This window comes from Aeromonas simiae, from assembly GCF_000820125.1.
Taxonomy (GTDB): domain Bacteria; phylum Pseudomonadota; class Gammaproteobacteria; order Enterobacterales; family Aeromonadaceae; genus Aeromonas; species Aeromonas simiae.
This window is the reverse complement of sequence record NZ_CDBY01000054.1, coordinates 81871-95812: the sequence shown is the minus strand read 5'-3', so window position 1 is coordinate 95812 and position 13942 is coordinate 81871. Positions and strand designations below refer to the sequence as shown.

The following is a 13942-nucleotide window of genomic DNA, read 5'->3' as shown; positions in this document are numbered from 1 at the left end:
CGCCTTAACACTCGCGGATCACTGGGGCGCCAGCGCCCAAGGGCCTCCCTTGGTGGGCTCATCCCCCTGGGTCCACCACTTGGCCTGATAGACGGCCCCCTGATAGCTGGCCTTGTCCCCACCCACATAAACCTTGCTCGCCTCCCAGAGCGGCACGCCACCGACCGGCGGCTGGCTGGGCTCGGTGGTGGGCGGATCGAGCTTATCCACCAGCCGCACCTTGGGCCAGCCGGCGTGGGAGCCGTAGAAGTTGGTCACGCATTTTTCATAGTCGCCCTTCACCAGCGCCGAGTAGGCGGTCTGGTAGCCCACCAACTCGCACTCGAACGAGTAGCCACCGGGACGATCGGCGTAGTACTTCCAGTTGCCGTCCCAGTTGGTGTAGAGCACGTCGCTGGCACCGTTCAGATTCAGGCTGCCGTACGGGGTCTGCTGCCAGCAGGTGTTCTTCTCGTCGGCCAGCAGCGGAATGCCGTAGTGGGCGGCCAGCCCCTCCCAGTAGCGGATGCGGTTAACCGGCTGCCCTTTGTCTTTGTTCTGGGCGCCGCACTCGATGCCGCCGTTGATGATGTTGATGGTGGTGCCAAAGCCGTAGCCGATGCCGGCATCCAGCTCGCGCTGGGAGGGTTTCCAGGTGCGATCGACCACGTGCAGCATCGAGGGTTTCGGTGCCTGCGGGGTGAGGAAGAACCAGATGGCCGAGGCGAGGTTGAGCCAGGAGTCGGCTACCAGCCCCGGGTTGTTGAGCAGTACGCTGGCATCGCCGCCGTACATGGCCTCGGAGAAGGCGCCGTAGTTGAAGTGATAAGAGAGCTGCTTGGCACCGCGCCCGAAGTAGCCCTGGCCGCTGGCACACGGCCACTTCTTGTTTTGCCAGTCATTCTGGCCGCAACCAGTGGTGTAGCCGGTCTGCCCTTCCGACCAGCCCATCTCGCGCACGTGCACCAGCGCCTGCTGCCACTCCTCGAGCCCGAGCGGGTTGTCCGAGACGTTCTCCTTGGCAATGTGGCCACCGGTCTCCTGAGCAAAGTGGGCAAACATGGTGACGATGGATTTCTTGCAGATGGCGTCGGCGTTGCGCCCGTCGCTGTAATCGCCGCAGAAGGCCGGGAACTTGCCCACCGCCCGCAGGAAGCGCACATAGGTGTACTCGGGCGCCGCCATCTGGGTCAGGAACTCCCACTCCGAGGCCGGAAACACCCGCTCGGCCCGCTTCACGTTGTCGGGGTTGGAGGCCTGCCCCGGCTCAATGGCATCGACCACGGCGTTGGCGCGGGTCTCGAGGGCCTTGGCCCAGATGCCGTACATGGGGTTGGCCGTCTTCTGCTGCTCCACCGCCTGCACATCGGCTTGCGGTATGACATAACCGCCGGGGTTTTGCGGGTCAGGCTGGATATTCATGGCGGCATGGACGGGCAGCGCACAGGCAGCGGCCACCAACCAGCCGCAGCGGGTGGGTTTAAACATGGGACTTTCCTTATCGTTGTTTTCTTGGCCCCCCGAGCATAGGCACCTGCCCCACTAACTTCACGACAGGAATTAAGAATCATGCTGATTTTGTGAGCAGACTCGCACCTGGCTCCCTCACTACCCACCTCTGGCTTATCTAATTGAAAAACAATGAGTATCAGCTCAGCTATCCCCTCCCATGGTTAAAAGGCCCCTCCCCTTGGCGCGGCTCTGATGGCGAGCGCCATGCCCGCATAATCAGCCAGCGCCTGCGGCTTATGCCCTTTCATCCCGATGGAGGGAAAGCAATAAATGAATAATTATGCTTTGACACAGCGGAAGCACGCACCTTATCGTCGACAAGGGTTGCAAGGGAGAGGTGACCGGGCCCACGCAACAAAAGAAGCCGTTTTAAAAACCTTCGCGCATCGAGCCAACCGAGGAAAATGACGTTGAAATGTGAACTTGTCGATGTTTTCTCAACTAAAAAACTCAATGGAAATGGCCTGACTATTTTCTCTGACGTCGATCATCTCTCATCTGCCGATATGCTCGCATGGACACAAGAAATGCGGCAATTCGAGTCGATCTTTATTCAGGTGAAGGGCGGTGAATTCCACGCCCGGATCTTCACCATTGAAGAGGAGCTGGATTTTGCCGGCCACCCTTTACTCGGCCTTGCATACCATTTGCATCACCACTATGGAAATGGCCCACGCCATGAGTGGCGCGTACACACCAAGAGCAAAGTAATTCCCCTCACCAGCCTGAAAACGGCAGACACCTTCACGGCCACCATGAGCCAAGGCAAACCGGAGTTCATCCGCACCTTATCGGAGCAAGAAGCCAAAACGCTGTATGCCGCGCTCAATTTGACGCCGCCGAGCGAGGTGAACATCGGCGCCGAGGTCATCTCTACCGGATTGCCTTATGTCATCCTGCCGGTGGCATCACCCCAACTGGAACATATCGTCTTCAAGGTGAAGGATTTAGCCCCGCTGATTGCGCCACTGGGGGCCAAATTTCTTTATGTGCTTGACGTGGATAATCGGGAAGGAAGAACGTGGGATAATCAGGGCGCCGTTGAAGATATTGCCACCGGCAGCGCCGCCGGCCCGGCGGCCGCCTATTTATTCAAACATGGATTAATCAACAGCCATGAATTGACCCTGCATCAGGGGCGCTTCCTGGGTCGACCGAGTGAAATTAACGTCACCATCGCTGAGCACGACGGGGAAATCGCGAATATTTTCGTCAGTGCCAATGTGGTCAAGGTGGCCGATATCAATCTCGTTGACTAAGCATGTGCGAAAAGGCACCGCCCACATCAGAGCAGGCGGTGCCTTGCAAGGTATCCCATAACGTCAAGGGGCCGCAGCCCCCATCGGTAGGCTCAGCGCTGGGCGGAGCGGCTACCACTCCAGATCAGCTCACCGCTTTTCAGATCCATCAGGCTCATGGCGAGCTGGTAGCGACCCGCCGCCTCCCCCAGATCCCCATAGAGCATGTAACCGGCACCGGTCTGACGACCGAGCCGCACCAGGGAGGCCGGGTTCACCCCCCCCTGCTGGTATTCAAGCTGGCCTGTGATGGCCGCCACCCGGTCGGCATCGACCAGGCGAAACCCACCCGCCTGAATGCGTGGGCGCATGGCCGCCGCCATGGCATCGGTATCAACCTGGCTCTGAGTATTGTTCTGGGGCGGCGCCAGCAGCAGCACCGGCTTATCCCCCCGCGTCAGCGCCCGCACCTCGGGAGCCTGTACCACGGCATTGGCCATCGCTTGGGCCAATCCGAGCGGCGCCACCGGCGTGGGCTGCGCAGTGCTGACCTCCGGCTCGGTGACCACCTTATCCGGCTGTTTTACCGGCGGTGCCGTCTCGCCCACCGGCGCCGGGCTGCCGCCATAGGGATTGACCGCACAACCGCCCAGCAACAGGGCCCCCACCATCAACACGCTACGCAGCTTCATCGTTTTCTCTCTTTATCAGAAGTCCATGTGACGAACCTCGTTCACCGCCCGAAGGCGATGCCGTGGCCCCACCTCGTCCCATGCTAGAGACAAACCCCGGCAGGGTCGATGCCCCCGCCCCCACCGGGCGACAGAGGCTGGCGAAGCAGGGCCCCACGACAAATAAGAGGGCAACCCGCTCATCGGTTGCCACCATGCCATCAATACACTGCGAAAATGAGGTGACAGAGGGAGGCGATCACCAGGCCGCCAGCACCAAGCCAAGGGATATATCGCCCCTTGTCGAAAGGGAAAACTGCGGCGCCAAATAAGATGGCAGCGTATGACACAACCGGAAAATATTGGCCTAACCGCCCCAGATGGATGGAGCGACCGACCAGATCGGAGGGAAAAAGATAATAGAGAACCAGATACAGAAGCATCAAGGATGACCCATATATGAAACTCCTATCGATAAAACGCTCCCACCCCGACAGGGGGTAACATCCCGCAATAAGCCTAACAACCAATAACATCATATTTAATGCCTATCTCTTCGCGTCCGGCAACTCTTCATTTTGGGACACCCACCTTTTTGTATGTTTTGGGACACCCACCTTTTTTGTATGAGGCGTAGGCTCATGACATAGGAGCTTGACGCCCCTCATCACACACTCTGGACTTGCGCTACCGCCAGGGAGCAGGTGGCTAAATGTTCACGATATGGCTGTTGTGGATACGAAATCCACACGGAGACAATAGCGGTGAGTCATGCCACACAAGCATCATTTTGGGACACCCACCTTTTGTATGAGGCGTAGGCTCATTATGTTTTGGGACACCCACCTTTTTGTATGAGGCGTAGACTCATGACATAGGAGCTTGACGCCCCTCATCACACACTCTGGACTTGCGCTACCGCCAGGGAGCAGGTGGCTAAATGCTCACGATATGGCTGTTGTAGATACGAAATCCACACGGAGACAATAGCGGTGAGTCATGCCACACAAGCATTGGTAATACGGTGTTACCGAGCGGCACTAAAAGGATTCAAACTCCAGGCTGATGACATCGTCGCTGCCCACAGTGGTGGGCGTAGCGCTCACGGGCCACACCGTGGCCGATGGCCCGGATGCCACTTCGTTTGAACAATGTCACCTGCTTGAGCCAGTCGTCGCCGTCGAGTTGTAGCCGTTGCAAAATGGGGGAAAGCGCCTCGGGAATATAACCCCGCTTGTCACTCCGGATAGCACGACCGGTCCAGTCGACCAGAATCAGATAGTCGGTGAAGGTGTAGGGGAGTGACCTGGATTCACCCTTTTGAGCAAACGGGAGCAACAAGGGTGGCAATTCGGTGGTTTGAGCACGGCCAAGGCGCTGGCTGATGCTGGTGTAGTCGCTCTCCTCCGGTGTCTCAGCCAATTTTGCTCGCACCGGGTTGAGCTCCACATAGGTCATGCAGGCCAATAGTGCCGACTCCGTCAGCAGGGCCTGACTCTTGAAGCGCCCCTCCCAGAAGTGGCCCTTACAGCCATCTTCCTGATTAGCCTGGCGAGCCAGCCCTTCATTGAGCAGGCGAACGAACCAGCTGATGGAGTAGAGTCGCTCTCGCCACTGCGCTATCAGCCCTTGCACCACAGCGAGTTCTGGCTCAATCAAGGCATCCCCCTGATACCAGCGTCGCACCGGCAACGGCCATTGAAACAACCCGGCCCAGCGCTCGGCCACCTCCCGCTCACTCCACCCCTGCGCCTGCTCAGCATCCACGTTCAGCACCAAGTGGTAGTGGTTGCTCATCACAGCGTAAGCGCAGATACCGATGGCAAAGAGCCGTGACAACTGGCCCAGCCTGTCGACCACCCACTGGCGGCGATGCTCATAACTCTGCCCAGAGTGGGCATCTTGCCCGCACAGAAAGGCGCGTCGCACACAGCGGCTCACCACATGGTAATAAGGCGTATCCTGCAAGCTGATCTGACGTGAACGGGCGATGGTCATGGCGAGTTCCCTCTGCGCTGTCGCTTAAGCCAAGCAGACCACTACACCCCTGTCAAAATAGTGGGTGTCCCAGAACTCGCCGACAAGCTGGTGAGCCGAAGGAACCCGACGTAAGTCGGGCGAATAAGCGGGGGTGGCCGCTCGATTGGTGACTTTTCTTTGGCCACGCAAAGAAAAGTTACTCGCCCAAGCCCGAAGGGCGGGCGAAACCCCTTCGAGGCCAGCGGCCTCGCGTCCTGCACGGCAAAGCCGTGCCATCCATCAGACACACCACAAAGCGGACGATTACGCCTGACGGCTAATCGACCCTACGATTGCACGGCGCAGCCGTGCCTGCTTGCCACAGGCACGGAGTCTGGCTGAACGCCGGGATGCCACTAGCAAAGGGGGGCCTGGCCGCCTCTATCGGCCCAGGAAGGGTTCCCAATCCTTGAACACCGGCTGCAACCCCGCCTGGCGCACGGCGGCCGCCACCTCGCCAACCCGGCGATCGTCGTGGATGGCGAACTGCTCCAGCTCCTCTTTATCCCCCTCGGCATAGCCCCCCGGCTGGGTGCGCGACTCAGCCGACATCTGGGTGATACCAAGGCGCACCGCGCCGTTGCGAAAGGTCGCCGACTCGCGGGTCGATAGCGACAAATCCAGGGTGGGCGAGAAGAGGCGCCAAGCGCAGATCAGCTGCGCCAGCTGGCGATCCGACATGACCACTTCCGGCTCCAGCCCACCGGTGCAGGGGCGCAGGCGCGGGAAAGAGAGGGAATAGCGGCTCTGCCAGTGGTGGCGCTCAAGCCAGCTCAGATGCTCGGCAACGAAATAGCTGTCGGCGCGCCAATCCCTCGATAACCCGATCAGCGCCCCCAGCCCTATCTTGTCGATGCCGGCGCGGCCCAACCTGTCCGGTGTGGCGAGGCGCCACTCGATGTCCTGCTTGTTGCCGCGCAGGTGGTGGCGGGCATAGGTGGGGGCGTGATAGGTCTCCTGATAGACCATGACGGCGTCGAGGCCGAGGGTTTTCAGCTCGGTGTATTCGGCCTGGGAGAGGGGCTGCACCTCCATCGCCACCGTGCTGAAGTGGCGGCGGATGAGGGGCATCACCTCACGAAAATAGGCGAGCCCCACCTTGGTCTCGTGCTCACCGGTCACCAGCAGCACGCTGTCAAAGCCGAGCGCCTTGATGGCCTGACACTCGCGCTCAACCTCCTCCAGGCTCAGGGTCTTGCGCTTTAAGCGGTTGCTCATGGAAAAGCCGCAATAGGTGCAGTCGTTGGCGCACAGGTTCGACAGATAGAGCGGCACATAAAAGCCCACCGTGTTGCCAAAACGCTGGCGGGTCAGGCGCTCGGCCTCGGCCGCCATCTGCGGCAGATACGCCTCGGCGGCAGGGGAGATCAGCGCCATAAAATCGCTCAGGGTGCGGCGCGGGGCACTCAGGGCACGCTCCACATCGGCGGCCGTCTTGGAGCGCACCTGCATGCCCACGTCGTCCCACTCAAGTTCGCGCCATCTATCGAGAAAACTATCCCCCTCGATGGGATCGAAGTGTCTCATAGCGCCCCCAGAAAATCGGTGAGCGGGCTGGAGGCCTGCGCCTGTACGCCGCGCGCGCCGAGGCCCGCCTCATAGGCGCCGCGCCCTGCCGCACAGGCCAGCGCAAAGGCGCGGCCCATGGCGACCGGGTCGCCGCTGACAGCGATCGCCGTGTTCACCAGCACCGCATCGGCGCCCAGCTCAAAGGCAGCCGCCGCGTGGCTCGGGGCGCCTATCCCCGCATCCACCACCACAGGCACCTTGGCCTGCTCGATGATGATGGAGAGAAACTCCCGGGTCACCAGTCCCTGGTTCGAGCCAATCGGCGCGCCGAGCGGCATCACGGCGGCGCAGCCCACCTCTTCGAGCCGTTTGCACAGCACAGGGTCGGCGCCGCAGTAGGGCAGCACCACGAACCCCTCTTTGACCAACTGCTCGGCGGCTTTCAGCGTCTCGATGGGATCGGGCAGCAGGTATTTGGGATCGGGGTGGATCTCGAGTTTCAGCCAGTTCGTGCCCAGCGCCTCGCGGGCGAGGTGAGCGGCAAACACCGCCTCGGCGGCGCTCTTGGCGCCGGAGGTGTTGGGCAACAGCTTGACCCCGAGCTGCCGAAGGGGCGTGAGGATATCGTCGTGGGCCTTGCCCGGCTCGAGCCGCTTGATGGCCATGGTGACCAGCTCGGAGCCGCTCGCCTCGATAGCGGCGGCCATCAGATCCGGGCGGGCAAACTTGCCGGTGCCGGTGAAGAGGCGCGAAGAAAAAGTGTGATCGGCAATGGTCAGCATGTCAGCCTCCGGCGATGGCGGTAAAAAGGTGGATCTCGTCCCCCTCGTTGAGCGGGGTCTCGGCCCAGCGGCCACGGGGCAGCACGGCGCCGTTGAGGGCCACCGCCACCCCCTGGGGATTGATGTCGTGGGTCACCAGCAGATCGGCGACACTCTGGCCGGCCGCGATGGCCTGCTCCTTGTCATTGAGTCGAACGGTCAAGGTCATGCCTTGCTCTCCTTATTCTTGGTGCTGCCGCAGACCGGGCAGTCGGGGTCGGCGGGCAAGCGCAGGCACTGCCACTGATGGGCCAGCGCATCGAAGCGGCGCAAGGTGCCCGCCACCGGGCTCGGCAGACCGAGCAACACTTTCAGCGCCTCCAGCGCCTGCAACGAGCCCATCACACCGACCAAGGGGCCGGTGACGCCGCTGCTCTCGCAGCTCTGGCTCACTTGAGTGCCGGGCGGATAGAGGCAGGCGTAGCAGGCGTGATCCGTGCGGGTGCGCGCCATCAACTGCCCCTGCCAGCCCACGGCGGCGGCCGAGATCCAGGGCTTGCCCTGCTCCACGCAGGCGGCGTTGATGGCCTGGCGGGTGGCGAGGTTGTCACAGCTGTCGAGCACCAGATCTACCTCGGCCACAAACTCCGGCAGACTGGCGGCATCGAGCCGCTGGTTGATGGCGATCAGCTCCACCAGCGGGTTGTGGGCGGCCAACCGCTCGCGGGCCAGCTCCGCCTTGGAGTGGTTGACCGCCTCGCTATCGAACAAGATCTGGCGCGGCAGATTGCTCGAATCGACCGTATCGCCATCGGCCAGCCACAATGTGCCGACCCCGGCCCCGGCCAGATAGAGGGCGAGCGGCGAGCCGAGCCCGCCGAGGCCCACGATCAACACAGACTTATCTTTCAGCCGCGCCTGACCTTCCTCTCCCACTTCCGCCAGCATCAGCTGGCGGCCGTATCTGAGATACTCGTTGTCACTAAGAGAAGCCGCATCAGAGAGCATGTTCTGCCTCCCGCATCACGCTGGCCGAGCGCGGCTCATCCCCCGCCCCCACGGCGGCGAGCAGCCGCTCGGTCGCCCCCTGCCAGTCATCGCTCGCCGTGATGGCCGAGACCAGCGCGATACTGCCGACCCCGCTTGCCTTGACCGCCGCCACCCGCTCCTCGCTGATGCCGCCGATGGCCACCGTCGGCCACTGCGCCATCAGGGCGCGGTAGCGGTGCAGCCGCACCAGCCCCTGTGGGCGCGAAGGCATGGCCTTGGTGTTGGTCGGGAAGATATGGCCCAGCGCGATATAGGAGGGGGCCAGCTCGCGGGCGCGCATCAGCTCGAAGTAGCCGTGGGTGGAGATGCCAAGGCGCAGCCCGGCCGCCTGAATGGCGGCGAGATCGGCGGTCTCCATATCTTCCTGCCCCAGGTGCACGCCCCAGGCACCCGCCTCGATGGCCTGCTGCCAGTAGTCGTTGATAAAGAGCCGCGCCCCATGGCGGCGACCGAGCGCGACCGCATCCGTAATGGCCGGCACCACCTCAGCGGCGGGCAGGTCTTTGATGCGCAGCTGTATGGTCTTAACCCCGGCTTCCAGCAGGCGTTTGAGCCACTTGACCGAATCGACCACCGGATAGAGACCCAGATGCTGTTCGGTCGGCGCAAAGGGGCCCTGCGGCAGCCGGGCGCGGCTTGTCTCATACAGGCCGAAGCGGCGATCGAGCGTTGAATCTGCCAGCACGGCGCGGGGGAAGTGAGCAAGATTGTCTGGCCAGCCGAGGTGGGCGATGGGGCCGGGGCCAGCGCCCACCCCCTGCGCCGCCGCCAACCCTTGCTGCAAATAGGCACGGGCGAGCGTGATGGCGTCCTCTACCGGATAGTCCTGCGCCACCACGGCGGCGATGGCGCTGGCGTAAGCGCAGCCAGTGCCGTGACCGTGGCGGGTATCGAGGCGCGGCGCCGCCAGCCAGAATTCGCGGGTCTCGTCCTGGTAGTAGTCCAGACACAGCTCCCCGCTCCACGCAAGGTGGCCCCCCTTGACCAGCACGGCGCGGGCGCCGAGTTCGCGCAGACGCCGGGCGGCGAGGCGCACCAGCTCGGGGCTGCTGGCGGGCAGGCCGGTCAGGGCCTCCAGCTCGGGGCCGTTGGGGGTGATGAGAGAGAGGCGCGGCAGCAGCTGCTCGCGCACCGCTTCCAGCATATTGGGCTCGGCCATCGGGGCACCGCTGCTGGCGATGGCCACCGGGTCATAGACCACGAAGGGAGCATCGATGGCTGCCAGGCGGCGGGCCAGCACCTCGACGTGCAGCCGGGTCGGCAGCAGGCCAATCTTGATGGCGGCCGGCGGCAGATCGACGCTGAGGGCGTCGATCTGGGCGGTGAAGGTCTGCATCAAGACCGGGTCGACCATCTTCACCACCACCGAGTTCTGGGCCGTGATGGCGGAGATGACCGAGCAGCCGTGCACGCCGAGATCGTGCATGGTGTGCAAGTCGGCCTGAATGCCGGCGCCGCCGCCGGAGTCGGAACCGGCGATGGTCCAGACCACAGGACGCGGAGCCGCCGTCACGAGCGGCAGGTCGGCGGGGCTGACAGCCCCGCTTGTGCTACTCACGCCTCCTCCCCTGCGGCCTGCTTCAGGGTCGCCGCCTGGTGGTAGATCTCGCCGCCTGTCTCCTTGAAGGTCTCGGCCATCCGCGCCATGCCGCTCTCAACGTCGGCCTGCTTGAAGGTCTCCGTCTCCTTACGGGCCATGCCGCTCTCCACCTCGGCCACTACCCGCTCCTGCTGGCCATCCATGCCGACCAGCTTGATCTCTACGGCTTCCAGCTTGGCGGCATAGTCGCGCACATCCTGGGTGATCTTCATGGAGCAGAACTTAGGGCCGCACATGGAGCAAAAATGGGCCACCTTGCCGGACTCCTGGGGCAGGGTCTCGTCGTGATAGGCGCGGGCGGTGTCGGGGTCGAGGGCCAGATTGAACTGATCCTCCCAGCGGAACTCGAAGCGCGCCTTGGACATGGCGTTGTCGCGGATCTGGGCGCCCGGGTGGCCCTTAGCGAGATCGGCGGCGTGGGCGGCGATCTTGTAGGTAATCAGCCCCTGCTTCACGTCCTCCTTGTTGGGCAGGCCCAGGTGCTCCTTGGGGGTGACGTAGCAGAGCATGGCGCAGCCGTACCAGCCGATGAGCGCCGCACCGATGCCGGAGGTGAAGTGATCGTACCCAGGGGCGATGTCGGTGGTGAGCGGACCCAGGGTATAGAAGGGCGCCTCGTGGCAGTGCTCGAGCTGCTCGGTCATGTTGCGCTCGATCATGTGCATGGGCACGTGGCCGGGGCCCTCGATCATCACCTGCACGTCGTACTCCCAAGCAATTTGGGTCAGCTCGCCCAGGGTGCGCAGCTCGGCGAACTGGGCCTCGTCGTTGGCGTCATAGACGGAGCCCGGACGCAGACCGTCACCCAGAGAGAGGCTGACGTCGTAGGCGGCGCAGATCTCGCAGATTTCGCGAAAATGCTCGTAGAGGAAGTTCTCTTTATGGTGCGACAGGCACCACTTGGCCATGATGCTGCCGCCACGGGAGACGATGCCGGTGAGGCGCTTGGCGGTCATGGGCACGAAGCGCAGCAAGACACCCGCGTGGATGGTGAAGTAGTCCACCCCCTGCTCGGCTTGTTCCAGCAGGGTGTCGCGAAACAGCTCCCAGGTGAGGTCTTCGGCGATGCCGTTGGTCTTTTCCAGCGCCTGATAGATGGGCACGGTGCCGATGGGTACCGGGCTGTTGCGCAAGATCCACTCGCGAGTCTCGTGGATATAGCGACCGGTGGAGAGATCCATGACGGTGTCGGCGCCCCAGCGGGTCGACCACACCAGCTTCTCCACCTCCTCTTCGATGCTGGAGGTGACTGCCGAGTTGCCGATGTTGGCGTTGATCTTCACCAGGAAGTTGCGCCCGATGATCATCGGCTCCGCTTCCGGGTGGTTGATGTTGCAGGGGATGATGGCGCGCCCGGCGGCCACTTCATCGCGCACGAACTCGGGGGTGATGTTCTCCGGCAATCTGGCGCCAAAGCCCTGACCCGGATGCTGGGTGCGCAAGAGCTCGGAGCGCACCCGCTCGCGCCCCATGTTCTCGCGAATGGCGATAAATTCCATCTCGGGGGTGACGATGCCGGCGCGGGCGTAGTGGAGCTGGGTGACCCGGCGGCCCGGCTTGGCGCGCAGTGGCTTGGGCAGATGCTCGAAGCGCAGGTGATCCAGCCCCTCGTCGGCGAGGCGCTCCTGGGTGAAGGTGGAGCTCAGCCCCTCCAGCGCCTCGGTGTCAGCGCGCTCCCGCACCCAGGCTTCCCGCAGGCGTGGCAGGCCGCGGCGCACGTCGATGGCGACCCCCTCCTCCCCATAACGGCCCGAGGTGTCGTAGACCGGCACCGGCTCGTTGGGTTCAAACTGGGGTGCTTCCTTGGTGCCACCGACGAAGGTGTCGGCCAGCAGGATCTCCCGCAGGGGCACCCGGATGTCGGGGCGGGAGCCTTCGATAAAGATGCGGCGGGAGTTGGGGTGGGCCATCCCTTTGAGGTTATCGATAAAGGTCTGAGCGCTGGAGCGCTGCTCGCGGCGGCTGGATTTATTGGTATCAGATACGGAAGTAGACATAGCAAAACTCACATTAACTGGTTGAAGTTATGGGTGTTTGCTTGTCTGGAGTTCGAGGAGAAGATGAACTTGCGGCGGGGTGTTCATGTCAGGAGGGAGTGCGCGGGATGGATCTCCGCTCTGCTGCTTCCGGTTGTGCTGCCCTCGGTGGGCAAGGCGATGGACAACCGGACGGGACTGACTCCCTCCTGTGCGCCCTGACCCATCAAGGGTGATCCCTTCGATGAGCGGAAGAAGCTTGTCCCTCTCCCGGCGCGGTAACCCGCAAGTTACCCTTGTTCCCTTCGCAGGTTTTAACCTGATCAGGTTCCACGGATCCCGAATGAACGGTCTCAGCTTTGCGTCGTTCGACGGTCAGCACTCCGACAAGATGGGGCCAGTATAAGCGGGGAAATTTAAAGTACAAGCCATTAACAATGCCGACCACTTGCCCCCTCCATGGTGCCTAACTAGTCGAGGATGATATGGGGCAAGAAGCGGGAGCTGTCCTTGGTGATCAGGGTGGCGTCCTCGCGGATGCCGATACCGGCCGCCGCATCGCCGACCATCCAACTGCCGATCAGGGTGTAACTGCCGGCAAAGCAGGGCAAGGGGTGAAATGCCTGACGCACATAGCCCGAGTCGTCGTAGGGGCCCGGCTCGTGCAGGCGTGCTCCCTGATGATCCACCAGCTCGATATTGGCCCCCTCCCGGGAGTAGAGGGGCTTGCGCACCCAGCCCGGTGCCATCGGGCTGGTGGGTTGCGAGTCAAAGAAGGCGGGCAACAGGTTGGGGTGGTCAGGGAAGGACTGCCACAACAAGGGCAGTATCCCCTTGTTGGAGAGGATCATCTTCCAGGCGGGCTCAATAAAGCGGGTCTGGCTGGTCAGCAGTGTCTGGCCAAACGGCTCGCGCACCATGAACTCCCAGGGGTAGAGCTTGAACATGTCGTGGATGGGTTCGTTGCCGAGATCCACCAACTGCCCTCCCAGCTCGCCAATATCCTCCAGATCGACAAAGCGGGCATCACAGCCTGCCTGCAAGGCGATATCGATGAGGTAGTCGAGATTTCCCCTGTCCTCCAGATTCTCGCCCACGCAGGTGAAATGCAGTGGGCCGCCATTGCCTCGGGCGACGAAGGCGCCATAGAGCTTCTCCTGCAAGGAGTTGAACTGATCGACCCCGGCCGGCAGCACACCCCGACAGACCTGATCTTCCAGCCAAATCCATTGGAAGAAGCCCGATTCATAGAGCGAGGTGGGGGTGTCGTAGTTAAGCTCCAACAGCTTGGCGGGCCCATGCCCGTCATAGGCAAGATCCAGCCGGCCATAGAGATGGGGATCCCGGCGCCGCCAGGACGCCTCCAGGGCAGGCCAGCAGTATTCGGGGATATCGAGTCGAGTCAGCAGCGCCTCGCTGACCACAATCTTCGCCACCAGCGAGAGGGCCATCTGATGCAGCTCCTCGGTAGGCGCCTCCAGATCATCCTCTATCTGGCGCAAGCCAAAACGGTAGCAAGCGCTCTCGTCCCAATAGGGCTCGCCATCGAAGGTATGAAACTCAAAGCCAAGCTCAGCAGCCCGCTCACGCCAGTCCGGCCGCTCGGGCAGGGAGATGCGCTCCATGT

11 protein-coding genes and 1 riboswitch are annotated in these 13942 nt (G+C 62.6%); of the genes, 1 reads left to right on the top strand and 10 read right to left on the bottom strand.

Annotated elements, in window-relative coordinates:
• Positions 1–18: 18 nt before the first annotated feature.
• Entirely contained in the window at positions 19–1467 is a 1449-nt protein-coding gene (locus BN1134_RS10570) for a chitinase (RefSeq protein ID WP_084214776.1), read from the bottom strand.
• A gap of 434 nt (positions 1468–1901) precedes the next feature.
• Here BN1134_RS10570 and BN1134_RS10565 point away from each other — a divergent pair, with 434 nt between their 5' ends.
• Positions 1902–2750, top strand: a complete 849-nt coding sequence (locus BN1134_RS10565) for a PhzF family phenazine biosynthesis protein (protein WP_052449468.1) — start codon at positions 1902–1904, stop codon at positions 2748–2750.
• 92 nt (positions 2751–2842) lie between these two features.
• On the opposite strand, the gene BN1134_RS10560 is transcribed toward BN1134_RS10565, so the two are convergent.
• The 9 genes from BN1134_RS10560 to BN1134_RS10515 form a co-directional block, all read right to left on the bottom strand.
• Complete coding sequence (locus BN1134_RS10560; RefSeq protein WP_042047125.1) at positions 2843–3421, bottom strand: hypothetical protein; 579 nt, start codon at positions 3419–3421, stop codon at positions 2843–2845.
• A 1029-nt stretch (positions 3422–4450) separates the two neighbouring features.
• Positions 4451–5398, bottom strand: coding sequence for a transposase (locus tag BN1134_RS10550; protein ID WP_042047123.1), 948 nt, complete (start codon positions 5396–5398; stop codon positions 4451–4453).
• A gap of 402 nt (positions 5399–5800) precedes the next feature.
• A complete protein-coding gene (thiH, locus tag BN1134_RS10545) occupies positions 5801–6946 on the bottom strand; it encodes a 2-iminoacetate synthase ThiH (protein ID WP_042047122.1) in 1146 nt (381 codons plus the stop codon).
• On the bottom strand, positions 6943–7710 hold the full coding sequence (locus BN1134_RS10540) for a thiazole synthase (RefSeq protein ID WP_042047121.1): 768 nt from the start codon (positions 7708–7710) through the stop codon (positions 6943–6945). The genes thiH and BN1134_RS10540 overlap by 4 nt, the downstream gene beginning before the upstream one ends.
• Before the next feature lies 1 nt (position 7711).
• Complete coding sequence (gene thiS / locus BN1134_RS10535) at positions 7712–7918, bottom strand: sulfur carrier protein ThiS (RefSeq protein WP_042047119.1); 207 nt, start codon at positions 7916–7918, stop codon at positions 7712–7714.
• Positions 7915–8697 carry a HesA/MoeB/ThiF family protein gene (locus tag BN1134_RS10530; protein WP_042047118.1) on the bottom strand — a complete coding sequence of 261 codons (783 nt, stop codon included), beginning with the start codon at positions 8695–8697 and terminating at the stop codon, positions 7915–7917. The genes thiS and BN1134_RS10530 overlap by 4 nt, the downstream gene beginning before the upstream one ends.
• Positions 8687–10297: a thiamine phosphate synthase gene (thiE, locus tag BN1134_RS10525; RefSeq protein WP_042047117.1), complete on the bottom strand. Its 1611-nt coding sequence runs from the start codon at positions 10295–10297 to the stop codon at positions 8687–8689. Before thiE ends, BN1134_RS10530 begins: the two co-directional genes overlap by 11 nt.
• A complete protein-coding gene (gene thiC / locus BN1134_RS10520) occupies positions 10294–12336 on the bottom strand; it encodes a phosphomethylpyrimidine synthase ThiC (RefSeq protein WP_042047116.1) in 2043 nt (680 codons plus the stop codon). The genes thiE and thiC overlap by 4 nt, the downstream gene beginning before the upstream one ends.
• 262 nt (positions 12337–12598) lie before the next feature.
• Positions 12599–12711: riboswitch (TPP riboswitch) on the bottom strand.
• A gap of 74 nt (positions 12712–12785) precedes the next feature.
• Complete coding sequence (locus tag BN1134_RS10515) at positions 12786–13940, bottom strand: glutathionylspermidine synthase family protein (RefSeq protein ID WP_042047115.1); 1155 nt, start codon at positions 13938–13940, stop codon at positions 12786–12788.
• Positions 13941–13942: the final 2 nt, after the last annotated feature.

Excerpts from the sequence above, each read along its gene's own strand:
- BN1134_RS10570 (WP_084214776.1), bottom strand. The coding sequence starts at position 1,467 with ATGTTTAAACCCACCCGCTGCGGCTGGTTGGTGGCCGCTGCCTGTGCG.
- BN1134_RS10560 (WP_042047125.1), bottom strand. The coding sequence starts at position 3,421 with ATGAAGCTGCGTAGCGTGTTGATGGTGGGGGCCCTGTTGCTGGGCGGT.
- BN1134_RS10550 (WP_042047123.1), bottom strand. The coding sequence starts at position 5,398 with ATGACCATCGCCCGTTCACGTCAGATCAGCTTGCAGGATACGCCTTAT.
- thiH (WP_042047122.1), bottom strand. The coding sequence starts at position 6,946 with ATGAGACACTTCGATCCCATCGAGGGGGATAGTTTTCTCGATAGATGG.
- BN1134_RS10540 (WP_042047121.1), bottom strand. The coding sequence starts at position 7,710 with ATGCTGACCATTGCCGATCACACTTTTTCTTCGCGCCTCTTCACCGGC.
- thiS (WP_042047119.1), bottom strand. The coding sequence starts at position 7,918 with ATGACCTTGACCGTTCGACTCAATGACAAGGAGCAGGCCATCGCGGCC.
- BN1134_RS10530 (WP_042047118.1), bottom strand. The coding sequence starts at position 8,697 with ATGCTCTCTGATGCGGCTTCTCTTAGTGACAACGAGTATCTCAGATAC.
- thiC (WP_042047116.1), bottom strand. The coding sequence starts at position 12,336 with ATGTCTACTTCCGTATCTGATACCAATAAATCCAGCCGCCGCGAGCAG.
- BN1134_RS10515 (WP_042047115.1), bottom strand. The coding sequence starts at position 13,940 with ATGGAGCGCATCTCCCTGCCCGAGCGGCCGGACTGGCGTGAGCGGGCT.